We start from the raw sequence: 21,915 nt of genomic DNA, 5'->3' as shown, positions 1-21,915 counted from the left end.
AAAACGCGAGAGACCTCTCTTTTTGGCTGTAGCAATGACTTCCTGATGATTCCTGAGCTCCCAGTAGGATGAAAAGAAGCGCGGTTTTTTAATAAGGAAGTGTTCGTTGTTGATGACTAACGCCCCACTTTGACCGGGCCAGTCAATGACTGTTCGGGCAGATTCTCCTTGCCCATTCAATCTGTAATTCCATGAACAGATCCCTTCGGGAAGACACTCTATCATGTCGATACTCAAAACGATAAGCTCATTCCAATCCAGTGCTTAGTTCGGAATCAACGAAGTGACCCTCGATGATTCAATTCCTCCCAGTTGATGAGACCTATCCTGCGCGACTTGATTTTTTCGCTATAGCTCAATCCCTTTCCTCAACTGTCAGCGGCACAAAATGATATCCTTCTTGCCTTTCCAGCCTGCTAGCAATGGGATGGTTCTGTTAGTTCAACTTCCATTGTTCTAGAAATTTCATGAGCTCGCGACTTACAGCCCTAGAATTGATGCCAAGTTGGATCATCTGGTTCTCCATGCTAGCCGGAAACGTCATTCTGCAATTGAACATCTGGGACGGCTTACCACATGAGCCGAATCAAGGCCACCCCCCCATCCTTTTCCTGATGATGAGTTTCGCTGGCATTGTCATTTCGACAGTCATTCGTTGGCTCATTCTTCCTAAAGCGAAGTCTTTTCAGTCGATGCAGGTCATGATGGTGATCGGTCTTGCGTTCGCTGAATCTGCCGGAATGTTTGAGATGTTTCTGATAGGTTCAAAGTTTCCGGAAACCCAGCGCTTGCTGTTCTGCCTCAGTGTCGCGGCCATTCTTCAGTTCATTCCGCTTTACGCATCCTCACTGAATCTGGATGGCCGTGATGAGAACTCAATCTGAGCCGAATCACTCGCAAGATTACCGATCGCCCAAGCCCTAGATGGTTCGGGATTGCACCTGTGCCGTCCCCCGCTCCATGCTCTGCGTGTGCTGCCAGTTTTTGAAATCGCCGAGCCGCTGACAAGCGCTCTCGCCTCGCCAAAATCCCGCGTTTTACTCAAAGCGCCAACGGGTTCCGGGAAATCCACATCCGTTCCCGGCATGCTGTTGGACGCGGAAATTCCCGGCAAAATCCTGGTCATCGAACCACGGCGCATGGCCGCACGCCTGCTCGCTGGCTGGGTCGCAAAGCAACGCCAATCCCCGATCGGCCGTGAAGTTGGTTACGCAGTGCGCTTCGACACGAAATACAGCGACGACAGCCGCATCATTTACATGACCGATGGGGTGTTTCAGCGCTGGATTCAGGACGAGCCAGAGCTGCCGGGCGTCGGCGCGGTGATTTTCGATGAATTCCACGAGCGTCGGCTGGCGGTCGATATCACCCTGGCGCGTTGCCTGGACTTGCAGGAAAAATCACGACCGGATCTCAGAATCGTGGTCATGTCGGCAACGTTGGAGACAGGAAACCTGGCACCCTATCTGGAACCGGTCACCTCACTCGAAGCCGGAGGCAGAACGTTCCCGGTCGAAATCAAATACCGCCCGGAACGCCCGCCGACCAACGATCGCCGGGGCGGACCGCCTCGAGAAGTTCCAATCTGGGAGCGGATGGTCAAAGTCTGCGCGGAAGCCATGACGATGGACGACGCCGGTAACATCCTGATGTTTCTTCCCGGAACGCATGAAATCCGCAAAACGATCGAACTCCTCAGCAGCGGCTCTCTGTGCCGTGATTGGGACGTTTTTCCGCTCTACTCGGGACTTCCACCCGCCGCGCAGGAAACAGCAATCGCGCCCGGGCCACGACCCAAAATCATCGTCGCCACCAACGTTGCTGAAACCTCTCTGACCATTGATGGAGTTCGCACTGTCATTGATTCCGGCCTTGCCCGCATCGCCGCGTTTGAGCCGCGCCGCGCGATCAATACGCTTTTGATCAAAAAAATCTCCCGAGCCGCCGCCGAGCAACGGGCAGGCCGAGCCGGGCGCACGGCTCCGGGCCGATGCTTCCGTTTGTGGTCGGAGCCGGATCACGCCAGACGCGCTGAATTTGAAGCACCGGAAATTCACCGGGTCGATCTCGCCGAAGCAACCTTGCTTTTAAAAGCTTCCGGCGTCGCCGATCTCCGGCATTTCCGCTGGCTTGATGCACCGGCGGAAGATGCGCTCAGTCGTGCGGAACGGCTGCTGCACGATCTATCAGCTCTGGATGCCGATGGCGTTCTAACCGATGAAGGCAAGCACATGGCGGAACTTCCGCTTGAGCCTCGCTTCGCGCGCCTGATGCTTGCCGGGCATGAAAACGATTGCATGGCGGAAGCCGCTTTCATCGCCGCTGCCGTTCAGGGCGAAGGGATTTTCGTGACCAAACGCGGCGGTGTCAGCCGCAAGGATTTCATTTTCCCGGATGACGACACCGATTTCGCGGGCGAATACCGGGCCTTCGATTCTGCTGTAGCCATGGGCTTCAACCCGCAGCGCTGCAGTCAGATCGGCGTGCTGGCCCGTGGCGCCAAAGAAACCGCGCAGAGTCTAGAGCGCTTGCAACGGCTCGCCAAGCGGTTCGGCTGGTCATGGAAGCCAATCGATTTCCAACAAAACCGCGCTGCGATCGGCAAATCGATGCTCGCCGCCTTCAGCGATCAACTCGCGATCCGTTTTTCCCAGGGCACTCTGGCTTGCAAACTCACAGGAAATCGCCGAGGAAAACTGGACGACGAATCCTGCGTCAAAAATGCACCAGCATTTGTGGCAGCGGAGATCACCGAGGTCGAGGCCCGCGAAATCATCACCCATTTGCGCAGGGCCACAGCGATCGACCCCAGCTGGTTGGCAGAAATTTTCCCGGATGATCTCAAATCCGTTCAAGGTGCTTCCTACGATGAATCCCGTAGGCGTGTCGTCTCCCGCACCCAGACGATTTTCCGCGATCTCGTCATCGAGTCAAAAGAGAGTGATTTGAACGTCAATCTCGATCAAGCCGCCGAAATTCTCGCCGCGCGCGTGCTTTCCGGCGAGCTTGCGTTGAAAAACTGGGACCATTCGGTCGAGCAATGGACCACCCGGCTGCATGTGCTTGGCAAAGCCATGCCGGAGCTGGAAATGCCAACCTGGAGTGATGAGGACAAAGCGGATGCGATCGCCCAGATCTGCCACGGCTCCATTTCCTACAAGGACATCAAGGACGCCAATCCATGGCCGGTTTTGCGTGAATGGCTCAACTCCAGCCAACGCTCGGCGCTCGATTCCTATTGCCCGGAACGCATCAATCTGCCGAACGGCCAATCCGCGAAAATCACCTATCAGCCGGATAAAGATCCATTCATCTCGGTGCGCGTTTCCCATCTGTTCGGCGTTTGGGAAACGCCCATGATCGCCAACGGGCGGATCCCGCTTCTGGTGCACATTCTCACTCCGGGCCAAAAGCCGTGGCAAATGACAAAAGACTTAAAAGGCTTCTGGCAATCCGGTTATTTTCAGATGAAAAAAGAGGTCGCAGGGCGCTACCCACGCCACCCCTGGCCGGATGATCCGAAAACCTACGTGCCGCAGAAAAAGTAATTTCGACCTTACCTAACAGCCTTTCCCGACCTCTTGCTCATGTTGTGGCGCATTCTGTTTTTCTTCTCCATCGTCCCGATCATCGCCTCGACACTGGCGCGTTGGTGGTTCGCGAAACGCGTGCTGATTTCCGAAGGAATCCGCGCTTGCACCTGTGATCCACGACGCTGGGAAAGCCATCTCGGGCTGGCTCCGATCGGTAACCGTGCTTCCGCGCTGGAATTCGCGGTGGAGCTACGCAAGGCCGCGTTGCTGCAGTGGAAGGAACGCGACCCAAAAGCCGCGTCTAACCGGGAAAACGCCCGCCGTTTCGGCAAGGCAGTTCCACCATTCAGCTTACTGGTTGCGGTATTTGCGCTGATCATCGCGAAAATTCCGGTGATGGGAGCGGTGGCCATTCTGCTTGCATCGACCGCAATCTCCGCCGCGCTCGGACTGCTCACGCTCGGCCCGGAACTGCGGGCCATCGCCATCACTTCCCGGAGACTGCGGGATGCTCACTTATTCCCAAGACGCGAGGATGAAGAAGCAGTCGTCAAAACCGCGGTGGCGAAAGCATGGGAAGAATCGATTCCTCCCATCCTGCGCTGGCTTTAACCGGCTCATTGAATCGTCTTGCTCCAAGGCATGATTTCTGTAGTTTCGCTGATGATCGCTTGGCGACCAGACAACCAAACCCATCATGAAATCCATCCTCTCACTTTCCGGGATCGCAGCCTGTGCCGTGATCACCTCCTGCGCTTCACCGAAGGGCATCAGTTCCTTCAACCAACGATCCGAGGTCGCGCTACCGCATCATGGATCCTTTGAACTGAGCACGGGACTGCACGAACCCTGGCACCGGACCAAGTCGCTGGATGCAAAGACTTTCAAAGTTGGCGAAAACATCGAAATCGATACCCGGAGGGAATTCGTGTATCCGCAAGACTACGAGTTAGCCAAAATGTCAGCTCAGGGCGTGATGCCCGCCACACCGACTGACTTCGCGACAAAAATGGTTGGACTTCACACCGATCTGAAAACCGAAGATCGAAACGGTTTGGTTGTCCTTAAAGGCACTGTCACCATCACAGATTTTCAAGGTTTCTCCAAAATGGGTGGCGATGCAGGACAGCCCATTTTGGATGCAAAAGGAAGGCTGCTCACTGAAAACAAAATGGAGTTCCCGAAGTTTGCGACTTATTCCACTCCCATTTTCACGGTGATCCAACCTGGAAAACCATGCGCCATAGAAATCAGCCATCCAAAGAATGGCACGAAATTGGTGTTCGATTTGAAAGCCAAGTAGAGTGATACCGCTTCAGCCCACGGCGTGGATCCCGATGCCGTGTTTTGCACAGAGCGCTTGGACCTTGTCTTTTTCTAACAACAGAGTCTTGCCCGCCTCGATCGCGATACCAGCAACTCCAGAGGCAGCGCAGGTTTCCACCGTGTGAGGGCCAACCACAGGCACGTCGAAACGCATGTCCTGATTTGGCTTGGAGACTTTGACCAGCATCACGTCCTTGCCGCGCCCAAGTGCCCCACCCCGCTTGATGCATTCGTTGGTTCCCTCGAAAGCCTCGACGGCGAGGACCGTTCCGTGCCGAACGACCACCGTTTGTCCGATGTCGAGACGGCTGGTGTCCTTGGCAATGCGAAACCCAAAATCCGCGTCAATCAGCTGGCGCTTTTTAAAAACCGGACCGCAGACATGTCCCGCACCCGGCAAATGATCTTCGAGGAACGTCGTGGCGGGTAGCAGCGTGATCCCATCCTTCGCGAGTTCATCAGCAATACCGCCGAAAAGCGTCTCCGCATTGCGCTCTTTCAACCGGGCCATCATCATCAGAACCCGCAAATCCGGACGTAGATTAAACAAATTTTTTGGAGAGATCTGCCCGACCATCACGGATTCCGTCGCGCCTTCGCTTTTGAAATAACGAATCAACTTCGACAACTGACCAATCCGAAACCAGGCGAGGCCATCGACATTTTGTTCCAGCGACGGCTGGGTTTCTCCCTCAAATGCAGCAACCACCAGCCGAGTCTGCGGCGAATGCCTGCGTGCCGCGGCGACAAAAGTTTCAGGATAAACTCCGTTGCCCGCGATGATTCCGATGGTTCGATTTTCTGCCATGTGTGATCCGCCCGGATTCTTCCCGCTGAAGAATTAGCCGTCAATCCTCGGAAATCCGTGCTCCCACTCTGTCAGTTATCAATGAGCTGGCGGAGCGGCTCCGCCACGGGTCCGTCGACACACCCAGATCATGACCGCTGCTGCAAACAAGCTGATCGCAACGAAGTAAAACGCGTCGTTGAAGGCCATGATGTTCGCCTCCCGCGAAACAATGTTTTTCAGTGAAGCCATCGCCTGGGACATCGCGGTGACAGGATCACTCCCCTTGCTGATAAATGCCTGCTGGCTGTCGGCAAGCCGTTGCCGGGTTGCTGGATCAAACAAGGAGATGCTTTCCCCGATGCGTTCGTCGTGAAATTGCTCACGCCGGGTGACAATGGTCGAAAGGATGGCGATCCCCACGGATCCGCCGAGATTTCGCATGATATTGAAAATCGCCGACCCATCCCCAGCATCTTTTTTGGCCAAGGAAGCTACCGCAATCGCGGTCACTGGAACAATGGTGAATGGCTGTCCCAAGGCGCGGACGACGTTACTGAAGATAAATTGATCCTCCGCATAGTTATAACTCATGAAGGCATTCATGAGACAGCTGGAGGCAAATAGAATGCAGCCGAAGCATACCAGCAATCGCAGGTCGAAGCGCTTCATCAACTTCGGCAGGATCGGAAAAACCAATAACTGAGGCAGGCCCACCCATATCAAGGTTTCACCGATTTGAAGCGGACTGTATTGCTGCACACTTCCGAGATATAATGGAATAAGATAAATACTTCCATAGAGCCCCAAGCCTAACAGAAATCCAACCGCTGAACCCATTCCCACGTTGCGGTCCCCTAACAATCGCAAATTCACGAAAGGCTCTTTGCGGATCAGTTCGATCAGAATGAAGAGCGGGACAAAAATGCCCGCGATAATGCCGCAAGTAACGATAAATTCGCTCCCGAACCAATCCTCGCGCTGCCCCTCTTCTAACATCGCAACAAGCGCGCCTAGACCAATCGCCATGCAAAGAATCCCCCACCAATCGCCGCCGATGAGACCTTTTAAATTCATCGGTTTCGATTCGATCGCAAACCAAACCGTGGCGAACATGATGATGCCTGGAACGAAATTGATATAAAAGTTCCATTCCCAGCCGAACTTGCCTGTCAACCAACCACCCAAGGCTGGCCCAATGGCCGGGGCCAGGGTCGCGGTAAGGCCAAAGATCGCCTGACCGACCGGGTGCAATCGCCGTGGTAAAATCGACAGCATCACCGTCAGCGACATCGGTATGAAAACACCTCCGGTGAATCCTTGCCCCGCCCGGAAAATGATCATTTCCGAAAGGCTCGTCGAAATTCCGCACAATGCGGAAAAGGTTAGAAACAAGACGATGTTCACTAACAGATAAATCCGCACCGAGAAGATCCTCGACAGCCATGCGGTTAGAGGAATTGTCACAATCTCGCCGATCAGATAGGCGGTCGAAATCCAGGATGCTTCCGAAGTCGTCGCTGAGATGCCTCCTGCAATATCACGCAACGAAGAGTTCGTGATCTGAATGTCGAGAATCGCCATGAAGGCTCCCAACATGGTGCCGACCACGGCAAGCCATTTCCGGAATTCTACCTTCTCGTCTTCGAGCATCGTGGTGGAGGCGGTGCGGAATTTCGTTACTGTTCACCAATGGGTTGATCCGAACCCGTCCGCAGATCAATCGATGGCTCAACGGACAATCCGGGCACGAGACGGTCTTCGTATCCACGGATGCTATCGGGATCGAACACAATCTTCACAGGGACGCGTTGCACAATCTTGGTAAAGTTCCCGGTGGCATTATCGGTAGGGAGCAGCGAGAAAGTTGAGCCGCTGCCTGCTTGCACACTATCCACTTTGCCACGGAACGTTTTGCCGTCGATGGCATCGATTTCGATTTCGACTTCCTGGCCAATCTTGAGATCCTGCAACTGAGTTTCTTTGAGGTTCGCAATGACCCAGATGTCTGATGGAACCACCGCCATCAAACTCTGTCCGGGTGAAAGTTGCTGCCCTTCCTCTACCGTTTTCTTGGAAATTCGGCCATCGGTTGGCGCGACGACGTTGCAAAACTCCAACTGAAGCTTGGCGTTGGCAACTTCAGCCTCATTGGTTTTCAGGGTTGCCTTTGCACGCTGGACATCCGCCATCGCCACTGTGATGTCTGACTTCGCTGCGGCGACCAGTGATTCCACCGATGAAACATTTGCCTTGGCCGAAGTCACTGCCGCCTGCGCATCTGCGAGCGCAGCAGTCGCTTGGTCTACCGAGGTTTTCGAAACGGCTCCATTGTCGAGTTTCATGAGCTGATCCACACGGTCAAAATCAGCCTGGGCCTTGACGCGCTGAGCTTCCGCTTGGGCAACCTGCGCCTGGGCCTGCTCAACATTTGCCGTGGCGGAAACTTTGCGTGCGTTTGCTTGTTCGACGGCGGCTTCGGATTCAGCGATCTGTGCCCGTGCCTGCTCTGAGTTCGATTCGGCCAGTTGCAGCGCGATCTCATATTCCCGTGGATCGAGTTGAACCAGAACATCACCCGCCTTTACGACTTGGTTATCGCTAACCAAAACCTTCACGACCAAGCCTTCAACCCTGGCACTGATGGGGTGAATGTGCCCCGTGGTATAGGCATCGTCCGTTTTTACAAAATGACGTCCGTGCAGCCAATACATGACTCCAGCGGCTGCCAAAACCATGACAATAAGAAGCCCGATGATGAGGGCGGTTTTTGATACAGGCTTCTTCGCCGTGCTATCTTGATCTTTATCTGACGGAGAAGTTCCTGAAACACCTTCTCTAGAACCTTGGCCACGATCTTCCATTGCGCGGCAGGTTCGTATGAGGATGATATTACCGCCAGCGGATTTTTTTGAAATGTTGCAATTTATCAGTTCAAACTGGCCAATTTCATCAATTCAAACATTTAAATCGCAACTCATCCATAGCGGTGAGCTAAAACCCAAACCATTACCAGTTGTATCAAACTACCCGACTCAGCGGATTTGGAAATGGAATTGGCATGTGATCGATTTCATTCTCAAACGACTCCAGGTATCGACGGATGGATTGCGTGAGATCGAAGTTTTCACAAATTTCCGATGCCGTCTTAGCGATCGCACTCAGCCCACGGGCCACTGCCGTAACCTCATCTGACATGGCAATCCCAAGTGGCGCACATGCATGAAACGCTTTTAACATTTTCATACCGACGGAAACATGACTTAATGCCAAGCCGTGCTCTGCTTCGATCAGCTGAGTCATATCTTGTATCAAGCTATCATGATCCTCCTCCTTACTCGAAGCGAACTCCGAGCATCGCAAAACTGCTTCGGCAATTTCCTCGGGCTGGTTCTTATCAATTCCCGTCAAAAGTTGAACCAAAGGCTCTCGAAAATGATGACCTGTCCGCATCAATGAAGGAACTTCGCAAAATGAAATGAACCGGTCCTGAGTGATCCACAGATTTTCACTGTTCGGCTCGGCATGAAACACTCCCGCAACCAGAACTTGGTCGAGATAACTTTGAACCAAGTCATCCGCCAACGATTCGCGCTCCAGTTCAGCTTCGCCTAATTGGGCAGCAGACGATACCGTCGAACCGTCGAGCAAATCCGTGGTGAGCACGCGCGACGTGGTTAACTCCTCCAGCACCACAGGGATTTCGATATTTGGAGATCCGATCGAATGCTTTCCAAGCTCGGCGAAATTTTTGGCTTCGCGTCGATAATCCAATTCGCGAATCGTTTGCAGACGGAATTGCTCAACCAATTTCCCAAATTTTCCTTTCGGGCTGCCAAATTGCTGACCATCGAGAAAAGAGGCGATGTCCGCCAGATTTTTAAGATCATCGACGATCGCGTGACGAATCGCAGGCCGCTGGACCTTTACCGACACATCGCGTCCGGTATGCAAAGTCGCCCTATGAATCTGGCCCGCGGAGGCAAATGCATACGGCTCTGGACTGAAATACGAAAAGACTTGGGAGATTTTTTTGCCGAGTTCCTCTTCAACGATGGCTTCGATGATGTCAGGCGACTCGATCAACTGTTGCCCCTCCTGCTGACCAGCATCCAAGCGTAGGAGTGCTTCCTGATACCGTCTAGGCAGGCAATTTCCACGGCAGGAAATATATTGAGAAAATTTGATAAAGGTGCTCCCCAGTGCGCGTATATCCTTTACCAGTTCATCCAAACCACACGCGCCACCCGCCTGCGGAGCGTGTTTGAGGAATAAAATCGTGATATCCTTATGGTGTTGGTGTGGGCTGGCAAGGGAACTCATCGAATCAAACGGTTGGGATTTGTCAGGACGCGGCATTGAATCGCAAATGCCGTGCCATTTGTCGCACCGGGGCACCAACCGACTTCCTTTCAACCTTTTGTAAGATTTTTCACTTTTTTCACGTGCGCCATGTGATCATGCAAGATCGCGTATCGCCGCAATATCGGTGCATTCTGCAATTCATGGAGGAATAGCGTGCAACCCAGCCGTTCCCTCACTTCAGAGGCGTATCCAAGTTTGCCTTCAACTCGAACAAGTCACGTCGACGGTCCATCAACGGCGTTACCGAGCCGGCTTCTCGACTGCGATACAAGTCACTAATGTCCAGGTCCGTAACGAGCATCGTCTCCACATTGGGATCGGACTCCGCCTGAATGCCGTCACGCGCAAATTCGAAATCCGAGGGCGTGAAAACGACTGCCCGGCCATAGTGAATGTCCATCGCTGGAACATCCGGCAAGTTGCCAACCACCCCTGAGCAAACCACGTAGATCTGATTCTCGATCGCGCGGGCAGCAGCACATTTCGTCACGCGTAGATAGCCCTGACGATTGTCGGTGCAATACGGGACGAAAAGAATCTCCACTCCCTGCTCTGCCAGGTATCGCGCCGCCTCGGGGAATTCGACGTCGTAGCAGATTAAAATTCCAATTTTCGCCTTCGGAGTCTGGATCACGAGCAATTGATTACCTCCACTGATTCCCCACCAGGTTTTCTCTGATGGCGTGATGTGCAATTTCGGCTGAGAAACAAACGAGCCATCGGGGCGGAAAAGCATCGCCTCGTTGTGCAGTGTTCCGTCTTCCTGCACCACCGGATGCGAACCCGCAATCAGGTGCAACCCTTGCTCACGGGCCAAGGTCGACATGAGATCGCAGAACTTCGGGGTAAACTCCGCAAGATGGCGAATCCCTTCGCGAGATCCCATTTGCCCCAACGCCGAAAGCAATTGGACCGAGAAGAATTCCGGGAATAGCACGTAGTCGACGCCGTAATCCTCCCCTGCTGTTTCCACGAAATATCGAACTTGAGCAGCAAAATCCTCAAACCCGGAAACTTTGCGCATCTGATATTGGACACAGGCCACGCGAACTTTCCGATCGACACCCTCCGCCTGCTGATAGACCGGGTTCAACCATTCGATGAGAGTTGCGTAATTCTTGCTGCGGGGATCGCGGATGTAATTCGCCATGACATCCCGAACGACAAATCCCTCACGCAATTGAAAACCCATCACAGGGTCTTTGATTTTGCCATCTTGCACCGCATGGACATATTCCTCCGGTGTGAATTGATCCGCAAAGTGCTCGTAATTCCACAGACGACCACCTGCCAAAATCCTTCGCAGATTCCATCGCTTACAAAGATCCCGCCGGATTTTGTACAGCACTGCACCTGCACCTTCTCCCCTGCACGCAGGGTCCACATAAACCTCCGCCCCATAGAGCGTATCGCCCTGTGGATCGTGGTTGTAAAAATAGCCGTCATCCGTGATGCCATAATAAGTATGATGCCGCAATGGATCTCTTCCCATGGTGACGATCAGGCTTGATGAAACCCCAATAATTTTCCCTTCGCGCTCCAGGACCACTTGCCCTTCCTCAAAAATCTGGAGGTGAGATAAGAGCTGATCCTCACGCCAAGCTTCATCCGTCCCCATCGTCGCAGGGAAGCAGCTGTGGTGGAGATTGATCATTGCCGGGATGTCTTCCTCTTTAGGCGTCCTTGCGATCACTGTTCCGCTTTTGATCTGAAATTCCCGTGGTTCCATATTCTTCAGCATGGCCTTGAAACTGATCGCGGTAAACCTACAAAATTCAGATTCTTGAAGGACAGGCTCACGCAATTGAATCACCGAGCATAGCAAACTCAACAGACTAACAACCAGCAATTAGCGCGAATACAACCGCTAGGAACGAATTTTCAAAAAAGAGAATTATCAGCCATCCGCACTTGTAATCACTGATCATTGAATGCATCATCATTTGCCATTCTTATTACTGGATATGTCGTATCTTCAGAAAATACTCGCTCTCACGGCTGGAGTAATATTTGCAAGCGGATGGCTAGCCATTTCAGGAGTCAATTTACCAACCTCAGAGTATATCATCATTGCGGTTGCATACGCAGCGGCCATAACAGCAACCCTGATTCAAAAACCTGAGCGCATTTCATGGGTATGCATTCTCGTAATTGCATCACTTCTGGTGGTGCTGACACTATGGATCGCCGTCCACAACCCTGAGAAATTAATATCCACAGCTGCATGGAGCTTATCATTCATCGCATCACTTGTGGCATTTTTGCGTTGCACCACAAAATTCCCCCAATCAAAAAATCGAAATCATCACGTTGAATAGCAATTTTATCACTTCACAATCCATCACCTAACAGCACCAATACCGTAACAAATTTAAATTTCAGACAACATGAATCGAATCCCAACTCGCAGCGAGTTCAGAACAAAACTCCTATCAGAAGATCCAGCAAATCGATTTTTGAGCAAATCGGAAATCGAAAATCAATACCTATCACATTTATCAACTCATTACTCAATGAGCGAAGATGAATTCAATGCAATTCAGGAGGATGACCACTCGGATACGGTGTTAAAAACCTTAATCACCGAGGTTACCAAACTCAAATTTTCATTTTACACTCTAAACGTTATAATCGCGATAATCGCAGTAATATTACTCATCCAATTACTTCTTGTGGTCGAACATTATTAACAAATCATAATTTAACCCAAAAAAACACACATTACACGACGAACAAGATTACCATTAACTTTACACCATCATCCATCCGCCTAATATCGAGAAATCCAATCCGTATTTACGATTGAAAATTTAAGACGTTGATGAGGCCTATTTTCTAAAATAATCATGCATCACAGCCAGTCTTGTGGATCGACACCGTAAAAGTCTTTGAGTTCGCGATAGAGATCCGGGTAGCGCTTATGCAGTTGCTTCGGTTTTTCGAAGAATGTTTCGGTTGCCACAGCGTAGAACTCGGCAGGATTGGTGGCACCATAGGGATCAATGAGTGTGTGCTTGCCTCTTCTGACCAGCTCAAGAAATTCAGCATAGTTCTCGCTGAAGATTCTGGCCCATGAGCGGTAGGCTTCGCGACTTTCAAGTGGCGGAGCCCCGTCTGTACTGCCGTTTTCGTGATCCAACTGATGTGCAAATTCGTGGAATGTGACGTTATGTGCATCTGCTGGATTCCTTGCACCTTGAGCCACTGAATCCCACGCTAGGACGACGCTGCCCGTTCGCCATGATTCTCCCAATCGATGCACGACACCTTCTGTAACAATGCCATTCGCGTCCTGTGTGCGTTGAACCGAACTAAAAGTGGTTGGATAAAGATATACCGTTGTTAGATCCGGATAGGGATCACCATAGCGATTTAATACCAGCATGCAGGCTTGAGCGGCGATTGTTAGAATCATCGCTTCGGTTAATTCCAAGCCATTGCAACCTTCAAATCGGGTGGTATGAATGAATCGACCGATTTTTTCGTGCAATTTCAGTTTCAGATCCGCAGGCAATTTCGAGTATAAAGGAACATTCGCGACCAAGATCGCAATCCATTCCTGATGGAACAAATCTTCCACCACCTCTGTCTCCTCGAACATCGCTTTGATTTTCTCCCAGATCATTCGCGATGATATTGAAGGCTTTTGAACATGCGGCAATTCCAATGATCTCGGGATAGTTTACGACTTTGGTTCATGCCATGATCGCCTGAGAGACTTCTGAGGTCACCTCTGTCCCAACCAACAGGTCGACCAACTTGAAGCCAAAATCCAATGCTGTCCCAGCACCTCGTGAAGTGATAATAAGACCATCAACCACCACGCGATCCGGCAGAATCTTGGCAAGTTCGCCTGCAGTGCTGAAGTGCGCGGTGTATTCCTTTCCATCTAACAAGCCAGCATCCAGCAGAACCAAAGGTGCTGCGCAAATGGCTGCCACCCATTTGCCGTTTTGAAAAAATTGCCGGGCTAGTTCTACAACAGATCCATCACGCCTCAGTTCGCCGACTGCTGGACCGCCAGGGACAAATAAAAGATCAAACTGGCTTGAATCGATCTCAGAAAGTTTGAGATCGGCTTGCAAAACGATCCCGTTGCGACCCTTCACCAGCTTTTCGTGAAGACTCACAATCACCACCTCAACACCCGCACGGCGAAGGAGATCGACTGGAGTTACCAATTCGATTTCCTCAAATCCATCCGCCGCCACGCATAAGACACGTTTGTTCATGTCATCAGCGTGTCACGAATTTTTGTTCCGATCAACCTGGGATCAAACCAGACCCACCGCTTTGCGGACACGGCCCAGCACACGGGACGCTTCCTCACGCGCACGTTCTGCACCCGATTTCAACACGGCATCCACATAACCTGGATCTGCCAGGATTTCCGCCCGGCGTTCGCGCATGGGTGCGAAGTAATCCCAATACGCTTCAGCCAACCGTTTTTTGAAATCACCATAGCCAAATCCACCACTCTGATGATCTGCAACCATGGTGGCATAATCCGATTCGCTGGCGAACAATTGATAGAGCGCGAGGATGGTTGAGCCTTCCACTTGTTTCGGCTCTTCGACAGGCGTCGAGTCGGTCACAATCTTCATCACCAACTTCTTCAGTGGCTTTTCATCACCAAAAATCGGCAAGGTATTATGATAACTCTTACTCATCTTGCGGCCATCCAAACCAATCACCAAAGCAGTATTCTCGCGAATGATCGGCTCCGGCAAAACAACGGTGCCTTCGCCATAAGTCTCATTCAGCTTCACCACCAAATCACGAGTGACTTCCAGATGTTGCTTCTGATCCTTCCCGACCGGCACCCGGTTCGAATCATATAACAAAATATCCGCCGCCATCAGTGCTGGATAAGCAAACAGGGCGTGGTTTGGCGTGATGCCATTCGCGATCTTATCTTTGTAGGAGTGGCATTTTTCCAAAAGACTCATCGGGCAAACGGTGGAAAGTATCCATGCCAGTTCGTTCACTTCAGGCACGGCACTTTGACAGAAAAACACGGCACGCTCCGGATCCAGGCCACACGCCAGGAAATCCACGGCAATGCCACGCACATTGTTTCTCAATTCGTCCGCATTGTGATTCGATGTCATCGCATGGTAATCCGCGATGAAGTAAAACGCCTCACCTTCCTCCTGCAGACGCACCGCAGGCTCCATCGCGCCAAAATAATTGCCGATGTGGAGTACGCCGCTTGGCTGCAAGCCCGTCAAAGTTCTCATGCCGGAGAACATGTCCTGCGTCAGGAGTTCCGGTCAAGAACTGTAGCCAATACTCGGTGAAGCTGCCGGGTTTGACAAAGATCGATAGAACGCCCCAATTTCGCTGTGTGCCCAAGATGATTCCACCCGAGATTTTGCTGGAAGCTTATGCACGCGGCGTCTTTCCGATGGCAGATGACGGAGAGATTCATTGGTTTTCGCCAGAAATGCGTGGGCTTATTCCGCTGGACGACCGATTTCACATTCCACGTGGATTGCGCAAAGCACTGACAAAGCACCCCTTTGAGGTGCGTTGGAACACCTCATTCCGTGAAGTCATGCTGGGCTGTGCTGAACGGGAGGAAACCTGGATTGATGACATCATTCTGGAGTCGTATTGCGAGCTGCATCGACTCGGGTGCGCCCATTCGGTGGAGTGCTGGGACGAAGACGGTTTGCAAGGCGGTCTTTACGGAGTGGCACTGCCTGGCGTGTTTTTTGGTGAAAGCATGTTCTCCCGTAAAACCGATGCATCAAAAATCGCACTCGTCGCTTTGGTAAACCAGTTGCGCGAGTGGGGCTACTCGCTGTTAGACACGCAATGGATGACCACTCACCTCCGGCAATTCGGTGGCTATGAGTTAGCCCGCACCGACTACCACCGGGCGCTGTCGCAAGCTTTGAAGCAATACCAGCGCAACCGGAATGAACCCTGAACCAATCACCACCGACCAATCCCGGCGGCTACGGTGATCACGGTCAGGTCCTCTTTTCCCAATCTTGATTTGCCAATTCCAGCTTCCGGAAAATCCGCTTCGAGACTCGGTGAGATTTGCGGATCCGGATTGGCGTTGCCTGGTTGGAGAAACGCAACCTGAGGGATTTTAATCACGCCTTCACAGCGCTTGCCCCCCCAGGGGTCGAGATAGGTCACAGCAAAAGAATCTGCACCGCGTGGCAATTTTTTCGAAATGCCAATGACCGTCACGAAATGGCCATCGACGATCTCCCATTTGCCTTGCTCCTTTCCGCTTCGATTTGCAAATCGGCGTAGACTGATCATGGGCGGTAAACCCTTGGCGAGAGATTTGGACAATCTTGAATGGACACGCTTCAACAACTCGGACTGATCTTCCCGGTTCTTGAGGATAAAAATTTCATATTCGATGCGTGGCAGGTATCGCCCCAGCGTCATTTCATTCGCCATGTCGCAGAGATCGACCACGTTCACGCCCTTGCGCGACCAGCGAATGTGATGGTCCAGATGCGTGGAGAGACGCGAACCTTCCTTACGAATGATGGAGAGAATGCGTTCGCGCTCGGTATCGCCGGGCACATCGTCTGCGACTTTGCGCCACGGATCATCGCCAAACCGGAATGATGCCAGCAAGGCGGCAGGTCCACAGGCATTGCCCGCGACTGTCAGTTGGTCGACGGGTTTCGCGTCAAAATTTGGTGCTTTCCGCAGCTCCTCACCGCTTGCGCTGCAGAGCAAAACTGCGGCGATCAGCAGAAGTTTAATTGGATTGGACGCTGAGAGTTTCAAGACGACGATCATTACCCCGGTTTACATCGGTAACGCCACCGGAAAGATTGACCGTTGAATCGACACGCAAAGTCCCCGTTGAGCCGTAGATCGGCAGATTGAAGGTCTGGATTGCGCCAGGAGCCAGCGTCGTCACCGTGTAATTTGTCGGCGCTCCAACACTGGTGACACTCAACCCGGTATTGATCAAAGTTTCGGTGCCGCGATTTTGAATGGTGACCTGCAGCTGGGGCGTTCCGTTTGCGCTGCTGCTGATCCAATTTGAAGCGACAGCTGCATCGTAAATCCCCGGTGTTCCTGCGTTCAGCACGCGACCCATATTCGGAATGCCAGCGCCGATTTGCGCATCATAGCCAGGCGCACCTGCCTCGTTCACATTTGCAATCAGGGTTTGGTAAGCCTGAGTCGCGGTCATCGCCGTAGTCCCGGATGTCATGGTCGCGGCGATGAGCCCCGTAACAATCGGCGAGCTGAAAGACGTTCCGCTGACAGACATCGCTTTTCCATCGGTCCATGCAGCGTTGATCCCGTAGCCGGGAGCCGAAAGTGCCAGAGTGTCTCCGCTATTGGAAAATGCCAGGTGGGATTCATTGGCGTCCACCGCGCCGACGGAGATCACTCCGTCGTTAGCGCTCGGATAGGAAAGAGAATCGCTGCCGTTATTTCCCGCAGCCGCAACGATGAGCACACCCATTTGTTCCGCATAAGCGACCGCATTTCGCACGACGCCACTATCCCCGGTGCTGCCCATGGAAATGTTGATCAGATTCACGCCTGCATCTACTGCCGCAATGATTCCTTGCGCCAATGTGTAGCTATCCGAGCTGCCATTCGCATCGGCAATCGCCACCGATAGGATGGTTGCCGCCGGGGCGACACCCGGAATTCGTGAATCCGTCCCCGCAATCATCGAAGCCACTGCGGTCCCGTGGCCATTGACATCGCCAGCAATCGCAGGTTGGTCCCCAAATGCCGTCGGGATGACTTGAGTCGCAAATGATGGATGCTGGCTGACCCCGGTGTCGAGGATGGCAATTTTCACCCCAGCTCCCCAATTGGAATTGTCGGTGTTAATGCCCAGCCAACTAAGCAATTGAGCGCCAAATGGAACCGCACCCGCCTGGGCGGCAACCGCGCCATCTTCCGGATAAGTCACCGGGAAAATCATCGATAACTCTTCGCTCCCATCCAGAGCGTCCTGCAGGTTTTGATAGTTCAAAAAGCCAATTCGCAGGGTGAAAAGCGCGTCAATTCGACCCATCACCAGCAATCCATGGCCGGAAGCGCGCTTGAGAAACTCTTCCATCGATTCCTTGTCCTTGAAGGTCAGCGCACGCTGGCCGACCAAGGCTCCCTGCTCCATCGCTTCATCATCGGACCGGAATGCCTCTGTTCGCTCTTCGGTTTTGTAGTTTGCAGCCGGATCGACCCAATTCGTTGCCTTTCTGACCCTTACGTTTTGATCCGCCACATCACGTTTCTTCTTCGGAAGCTTGGTATCCGCACTTTTGGCAACGAAATATCCACCCAGCAACGCCAAGGCGAGACCGGAAAAAATCAGGGAGTTACGCAGGCGCATCGTGGGAATTAAAACCCTCATTTGACGAAAGAGTAGCGAAAAGATCCGCCGGGTTCGCAGAATTTTTTTGCTTCCGGTCGGACCCGTAAAAGGGTTGAAAGGCCGCGCGGCCCCCTGTCGCTACGATGAGCAGCTCGATGAATCACAACGCCGCCAACCCGAAGGTTGCGGCCGCGGCACTCGCCGCATTGGGAATCGTGTTCGGTGACATTGGCACCAGCCCCCTCTACGCCTTCCGTGAATGTTTCGCTTCCGAAGACTCCGCGCCGCTCAGCCCGGACAACCTGATCGGGGCCGCCTCATTGATCGTTTGGTCGCTTCTCCTTGTGGTCACGGCCAAATATCTCTTCATCATCCTACGTTTGGACAACCGTGGTGAAGGAGGAATTCTAGCGCTATCCGCACTGATTCGATCCGCTGCACGCCGGCTGGGAGGGACCGACCCCCGGCCGGTTTTGATTTTCGGCCTGGTCGGTGCCGCGCTCATCTATGCGGACGGCATGCTGACACCAGCTATTTCCGTTCTGAGTGCCGTGGAAGGTCTAACCGTGAACGCACCCGGACTGCAGGAATGCGTGGTTCCGATCGCCGTTGGCATTCTCATCGGAGTTTTTGCCATCCAAAAACACGGCACCGGAAAAGTCGGTAAGTTTCTGGGGCCGATCGTGCTGCTTTGGTTTGCCGTTTTGGCCATTCTTGGGATCAAGACACTTTTCATTCACCCACAGGTGCTGCTGGCTTTGAGCCCGATGCAGGGTGTCTATTTCCTGTTTCGCGAGTGGCAGCATGCGATGCCTTTGCTGGCCGCAGTGTTTCTCGCCGTGACCGGTGGCGAGGCGCTCTACGCCGATCTCGGCCACTTTGGAGCCAAGCCGATTCGTGTTGCTTGGTTCAGCGTGGTCCTTCCCGCACTTGCCTTGAACTATCTAGGACAAGCGGCCCTTCTCACTGCAGACCCCACCGCCATCAGCAATCCGTTTATCCTGATGGCACCGGAAATCCTACAGTTGCCGCTGACACTTTTGGCGACTGCTGCGGCAGTGATTGCAAGCCAGGCCCTGATTTCCGGGGCCTTTTCATTGACCACCCAAGCGGTGCAACTCGGGTGCCTGCCACGGGTCAGGATCATGTATACCTCGGACGAATCCGCCGGTCAGGTATACGTTCCCGCGGTCAATCGCCTGCTCGCGTTTGCCTGTGTGCTGCTGGTGATTTCCTTCAAAACATCGACTGCACTCGCTGGTGCGTACGGAATCGCGATTGCGCTGACGATGACCATTACCTCCCTACTGTTCTACTCAGCTACGCGCGCGGTCTGGGCATGGTCAAAGGCCAAGGCGGTCGGACTAACCGCCCTATTCTTGGTTTTGGACGTTGCCTTCCTCGTCGCCAACTCCGTGAAAATCATCCATGGCGGTTGGCTGCCGCTCATTATAGCTGGGGCGATTCTCAGCCTGATGCTGACCTGGCTTTGGGGTCGGCGATTGCTTTATGAGCGCATGCGCCGTGATTCATTGCCTGTCGATGCCCTGCTTCAGGATCTGGCAAATGGAAAAATCCACCGCGTATCCGGCACTGCCATTTACATGACCGGAGGCGGCGATGTTGTCCCGAACGCGTTGCTGCACAACCTGAAGCACAATCAGGTCATCCATGAGCGGGTCATCCTGCTGCACGTTCAGACCCTGGATCAACCCACTGCGTGCCTGGACGAACGCATCTCACGCGAAGAACTGGGCGAAGGATTTTTCCGCCTCAGTCTGCGCTTCGGCTTTGCCGAAACACCGGATGTTCCGACGGCATTGAAAGAACTTCTGCCCAAGGCCATCCGTTATCAGCCCGGCCGAACCACGTTTTTCCTCGGTCGGGAGACCTACGGCATTCGCAAGGACGCCGGAACTTTGGATCGTCTTCGCCTTCTGTTCTTTGCCGCCATGGCGCGAAATGCATCTCCCGCGACCGCCTATTTCCAACTTCCTCCGGGACGGGTGGTGGAATTGGGTGCTCATTTAACGCTTTGATTCAAGGCAGGCCGGATGGTTTCGCTTGATTCCAAGCCTCATCGGGAGGACAGATCCTCTTGATGGCAGTCACAAAAACTCTCGGGGCAATCGAATTGGGCGGCACGAAAACCGTGGTGGCAATCGGAACCAGCGATGGAGAAGTCAGGAAGGAAGAACGCTTTCCAACCACACAACCGGAGGAGACCTTGCAGCGTGCGGTCGATTGGCTGAAAAACGAAGGCGAGTTCGACCACCTTGGGGTCGCCAGTTTTGGCCCCATTCGCGTGGACCCAAAAGCGGACGACTTCGGCACCATGCTCGCCACCCCGAAAGCCGGCTGGAAGGGATTTCCTGTGGCTAAATTTTTATCCGACGCCTTCAGCGGCATCGACGTCATGCTGGATACGGACGTGAACGCGGCAGCGCTTTCGGAGTCAAAACTCGGAGCAGCCAAAGGCTTCGATGATGTCGTCTACATCACGGTCGGCACCGGTATTGGAGGCGGAGTTCTGAGCGGCGGACGTCTGATCCACGGTGTGATCCATCCAGAATTCGGCCATTTAAAAGTCCCCCGTTCTCCCGGGGATGATTTCGTCGGCTGCTGCCCGTTTCACAAAGACTGCCTCGAAGGCATGGCAAGCGGCCCCGCGATCCAACAACGCTGGGGAATTGCCGGAAGCGACTTGCCCGAAGATCATCCCGCCTGGGAAACGGAAGCGTGGTATCTGGCTCACGGCATTCTTTCCCTTTTGGCAATTCTCTCGCCATCCATCGTGGTGCTCGGCGGAGGAGTCCCGCAAGCACGTGGTCTGCATGACCGCGTGAACCGGATTTTGAAGGACATCGCCGGTGGCTATTTCCCGATTTTGGAAGCAGATCACCCCTTCGTCGTTCCACCCGCACTCGGCCAGGAAGCAGGCATCAAAGGCGCACTTTTACTTTAACATTCCGTGACCGATTCATCTGCTCACCGTTCTACCGCTGGTCGTTGGTTTCTTTCCGTCCTCGGATTGTTTCTGGCTTTCATCGGAGGCATTTTCTTCTGGTTGATGCTGCGCAGCTACGAACGAGCAAGCGCGATGGATCATTGGCCTGAAACCGCATGTGTGGTGCTCGACTCGAACATCCAACAGCGCCAGATCGATCCCAATTCTCCGCCTGAATATCAACTCAGTGTCTTGTTCGGATATTCGTGGAAAGGCGTTTCCAGAACCAGTGAGCACCTCACCTTGCGCGACAACCCATGGAGAGCGAGCCGGGAAACACTCGAAGAAGATCTAACCAAATATGAGCCTGGCACCAAGCTCATCTGCCATGTGAACCCTGAAAACCCGGATCAGGCCATTATCAAACCTGACTCAAAAGCAGCGGGTTACTCACTTTGGTTCCCCTCGTTGTTCATCATCGCCGGCCTGGGAATCACGATTATGGCGATCCTGCCAAAACGGCCAATTGTCCAGCCCGTTTGAGGTCGATCCCGTGATCACGTATCAAACCAAGGTTTTGGTTGAAAGAATCTGGAATCGGGGGATAAGCTCTTCGCCCCGACCCTTGCAG

At 53.1% G+C, this 21,915-nt stretch carries 19 protein-coding genes; 9 read left to right on the top strand and 10 right to left on the bottom strand.

Translation table 11 applies throughout. From position 1 onward, the window contains the following. The first annotated feature begins 467 nt into the window (after window positions 1-467). The 4 genes from JIN85_RS14380 (at window position 468) to JIN85_RS14365 (ending at window position 4,836) form a co-directional block, all read left to right on the top strand. Window positions 468-884 carry a hypothetical protein gene (locus JIN85_RS14380; protein WP_200271938.1) on the top strand — a complete coding sequence of 139 codons (417 nt, stop codon included), beginning with the start codon at window positions 468-470 and terminating at the stop codon, window positions 882-884. 87 nt (window positions 885-971) lie between these two features. Beyond that, complete coding sequence (gene hrpB, locus JIN85_RS14375) at window positions 972-3,548, top strand: ATP-dependent helicase HrpB (protein ID WP_200271936.1); 2,577 nt, start codon at window positions 972-974, stop codon at window positions 3,546-3,548. Window positions 3,549-3,587: 39 nt separating this feature from the next. Next, window positions 3,588-4,145: a hypothetical protein gene (locus JIN85_RS14370; protein ID WP_200271933.1), complete on the top strand. Its 558-nt coding sequence runs from the start codon at window positions 3,588-3,590 to the stop codon at window positions 4,143-4,145. A gap of 85 nt (window positions 4,146-4,230) precedes the next feature. Further along, window positions 4,231-4,836, top strand: a complete 606-nt coding sequence (locus JIN85_RS14365) for a hypothetical protein (RefSeq protein ID WP_200271931.1) — start codon at window positions 4,231-4,233, stop codon at window positions 4,834-4,836. A 12-nt stretch (window positions 4,837-4,848) separates the two neighbouring features. Here the strand turns inward: JIN85_RS14365 and JIN85_RS14360 are convergent, their stop codons facing one another. The 5 genes from JIN85_RS14360 to JIN85_RS14340 all read right to left on the bottom strand — a co-directional run bounded on the left by JIN85_RS14360 (window position 4,849) and on the right by JIN85_RS14340 (window position 11,752). Beyond that, window positions 4,849-5,667 carry an LpxI family protein gene (locus JIN85_RS14360; RefSeq protein ID WP_200271929.1) on the bottom strand — a complete coding sequence of 273 codons (819 nt, stop codon included), beginning with the start codon at window positions 5,665-5,667 and terminating at the stop codon, window positions 4,849-4,851. 78 nt (window positions 5,668-5,745) lie between these two features. Beyond that, entirely contained in the window at window positions 5,746-7,299 is a 1,554-nt protein-coding gene (locus JIN85_RS14355) for a DHA2 family efflux MFS transporter permease subunit (protein WP_200271927.1), read from the bottom strand. Window positions 7,300-7,325: 26 nt separating this feature from the next. Further along, window positions 7,326-8,510 carry an HlyD family secretion protein gene (locus JIN85_RS14350; protein ID WP_200271924.1) on the bottom strand — a complete coding sequence of 395 codons (1,185 nt, stop codon included), beginning with the start codon at window positions 8,508-8,510 and terminating at the stop codon, window positions 7,326-7,328. Window positions 8,511-8,667: 157 nt separating this feature from the next. Further along, entirely contained in the window at window positions 8,668-9,969 is a 1,302-nt protein-coding gene (locus JIN85_RS14345; protein WP_200271922.1) for an ABC1 kinase family protein, read from the bottom strand. Between the two features lie 214 nt (window positions 9,970-10,183). After that, window positions 10,184-11,752: a carbon-nitrogen hydrolase family protein gene (locus JIN85_RS14340; protein ID WP_200271920.1), complete on the bottom strand. Its 1,569-nt coding sequence runs from the start codon at window positions 11,750-11,752 to the stop codon at window positions 10,184-10,186. A gap of 190 nt (window positions 11,753-11,942) precedes the next feature. Between JIN85_RS14340 and JIN85_RS14335 the strand changes: the two genes are divergently transcribed. After that, entirely contained in the window at window positions 11,943-12,329 is a 387-nt protein-coding gene (locus tag JIN85_RS14335) for a hypothetical protein (protein ID WP_200271918.1), read from the top strand. Between the two features lie 533 nt (window positions 12,330-12,862). Here the strand turns inward: JIN85_RS14335 and JIN85_RS14330 are convergent. The 3 genes from JIN85_RS14330 to trpS form a co-directional block, all read right to left on the bottom strand. Continuing rightward, complete coding sequence (locus JIN85_RS14330) at window positions 12,863-13,636, bottom strand: M90 family metallopeptidase (protein ID WP_200271917.1); 774 nt, start codon at window positions 13,634-13,636, stop codon at window positions 12,863-12,865. Window positions 13,637-13,706: 70 nt separating this feature from the next. Next, window positions 13,707-14,243 (bottom strand): DJ-1 family glyoxalase III, encoded by a 537-nt coding sequence (locus tag JIN85_RS14325; protein WP_200271915.1) that lies wholly within the window; start codon window positions 14,241-14,243, stop codon window positions 13,707-13,709. A gap of 42 nt (window positions 14,244-14,285) precedes the next feature. After that, window positions 14,286-15,251, bottom strand: coding sequence for a tryptophan--tRNA ligase (trpS, locus tag JIN85_RS14320; RefSeq protein WP_200271913.1), 966 nt, complete (start codon window positions 15,249-15,251; stop codon window positions 14,286-14,288). A 116-nt stretch (window positions 15,252-15,367) separates the two neighbouring features. Between trpS and aat the strand changes: the two genes are divergently transcribed. Further along, window positions 15,368-15,946 carry a leucyl/phenylalanyl-tRNA--protein transferase gene (aat, locus tag JIN85_RS14315; protein WP_234047445.1) on the top strand — a complete coding sequence of 193 codons (579 nt, stop codon included), beginning with the start codon at window positions 15,368-15,370 and terminating at the stop codon, window positions 15,944-15,946. 5 nt (window positions 15,947-15,951) lie between these two features. Here the strand turns inward: aat and JIN85_RS14310 are convergent, their stop codons facing one another. Both JIN85_RS14310 and JIN85_RS14305 read right to left on the bottom strand, forming a co-directional pair. After that, window positions 15,952-16,776 (bottom strand): hypothetical protein, encoded by an 825-nt coding sequence (locus JIN85_RS14310; protein ID WP_200271909.1) that lies wholly within the window; start codon window positions 16,774-16,776, stop codon window positions 15,952-15,954. Then, on the bottom strand, window positions 16,748-18,355 hold the full coding sequence (locus JIN85_RS14305; protein ID WP_200271907.1) for a S8 family peptidase: 1,608 nt from the start codon (window positions 18,353-18,355) through the stop codon (window positions 16,748-16,750). Before JIN85_RS14305 ends, JIN85_RS14310 begins: the two co-directional genes overlap by 29 nt. 125 nt (window positions 18,356-18,480) lie before the next feature. Between JIN85_RS14305 and JIN85_RS14300 the strand changes: the two genes are divergently transcribed. From JIN85_RS14300 to JIN85_RS14290, 3 genes are all read left to right on the top strand, one after another. After that, window positions 18,481-20,376, top strand: a complete 1,896-nt coding sequence (locus JIN85_RS14300) for a potassium transporter Kup (RefSeq protein WP_200271905.1) — start codon at window positions 18,481-18,483, stop codon at window positions 20,374-20,376. Between the two features lie 62 nt (window positions 20,377-20,438). Next, window positions 20,439-21,302, top strand: a complete 864-nt coding sequence (locus tag JIN85_RS14295) for an ROK family protein (protein WP_200271903.1) — start codon at window positions 20,439-20,441, stop codon at window positions 21,300-21,302. 6 nt (window positions 21,303-21,308) lie between these two features. Then, entirely contained in the window at window positions 21,309-21,827 is a 519-nt protein-coding gene (locus tag JIN85_RS14290) for a DUF3592 domain-containing protein (RefSeq protein WP_200271901.1), read from the top strand. Window positions 21,828-21,915 lie beyond the last annotated feature (88 nt).

It is taken from the genome of Luteolibacter pohnpeiensis (assembly GCF_016595435.1).
Taxonomy (GTDB): domain Bacteria; phylum Verrucomicrobiota; class Verrucomicrobiia; order Verrucomicrobiales; family Akkermansiaceae; genus Luteolibacter; species Luteolibacter pohnpeiensis.
This window is presented reverse-complemented; position numbering and strand designations above follow the sequence as displayed.

Bases quoted from the DNA above. Each gene is read 5' to 3' on its own strand.
- JIN85_RS14305 (WP_200271907.1), bottom strand. From the start codon at position 18,355: ATGCGCCTGCGTAACTCCCTGATTTTTTCCGGTCTCGCCTTGGCGTTG.
- JIN85_RS14335 (WP_200271918.1), top strand. From the start codon at position 11,943: ATGCATCATCATTTGCCATTCTTATTACTGGATATGTCGTATCTTCAG.
- JIN85_RS14365 (WP_200271931.1), top strand. From the start codon at position 4,231: ATGAAATCCATCCTCTCACTTTCCGGGATCGCAGCCTGTGCCGTGATC.
- trpS (WP_200271913.1), bottom strand. From the start codon at position 15,251: ATGAGAACTTTGACGGGCTTGCAGCCAAGCGGCGTACTCCACATCGGC.
- JIN85_RS14325 (WP_200271915.1), bottom strand. From the start codon at position 14,243: ATGAACAAACGTGTCTTATGCGTGGCGGCGGATGGATTTGAGGAAATC.
- JIN85_RS14370 (WP_200271933.1), top strand. From the start codon at position 3,588: ATGTTGTGGCGCATTCTGTTTTTCTTCTCCATCGTCCCGATCATCGCC.
- JIN85_RS14350 (WP_200271924.1), bottom strand. From the start codon at position 8,510: ATGGAAGATCGTGGCCAAGGTTCTAGAGAAGGTGTTTCAGGAACTTCT.
- JIN85_RS14295 (WP_200271903.1), top strand. From the start codon at position 20,439: ATGGCAGTCACAAAAACTCTCGGGGCAATCGAATTGGGCGGCACGAAA.
- JIN85_RS14340 (WP_200271920.1), bottom strand. From the start codon at position 11,752: ATGCTGAAGAATATGGAACCACGGGAATTTCAGATCAAAAGCGGAACA.
- JIN85_RS14355 (WP_200271927.1), bottom strand. From the start codon at position 7,299: ATGCTCGAAGACGAGAAGGTAGAATTCCGGAAATGGCTTGCCGTGGTC.
- JIN85_RS14345 (WP_200271922.1), bottom strand. From the start codon at position 9,969: ATGAGTTCCCTTGCCAGCCCACACCAACACCATAAGGATATCACGATT.
- JIN85_RS14380 (WP_200271938.1), top strand. From the start codon at position 468: ATGAGCTCGCGACTTACAGCCCTAGAATTGATGCCAAGTTGGATCATC.
- JIN85_RS14300 (WP_200271905.1), top strand. From the start codon at position 18,481: ATGAGCAGCTCGATGAATCACAACGCCGCCAACCCGAAGGTTGCGGCC.
- JIN85_RS14360 (WP_200271929.1), bottom strand. From the start codon at position 5,667: ATGGCAGAAAATCGAACCATCGGAATCATCGCGGGCAACGGAGTTTAT.
- aat (WP_234047445.1), top strand. From the start codon at position 15,368: ATGATTCCACCCGAGATTTTGCTGGAAGCTTATGCACGCGGCGTCTTT.
- JIN85_RS14330 (WP_200271917.1), bottom strand. From the start codon at position 13,636: ATGATCTGGGAGAAAATCAAAGCGATGTTCGAGGAGACAGAGGTGGTG.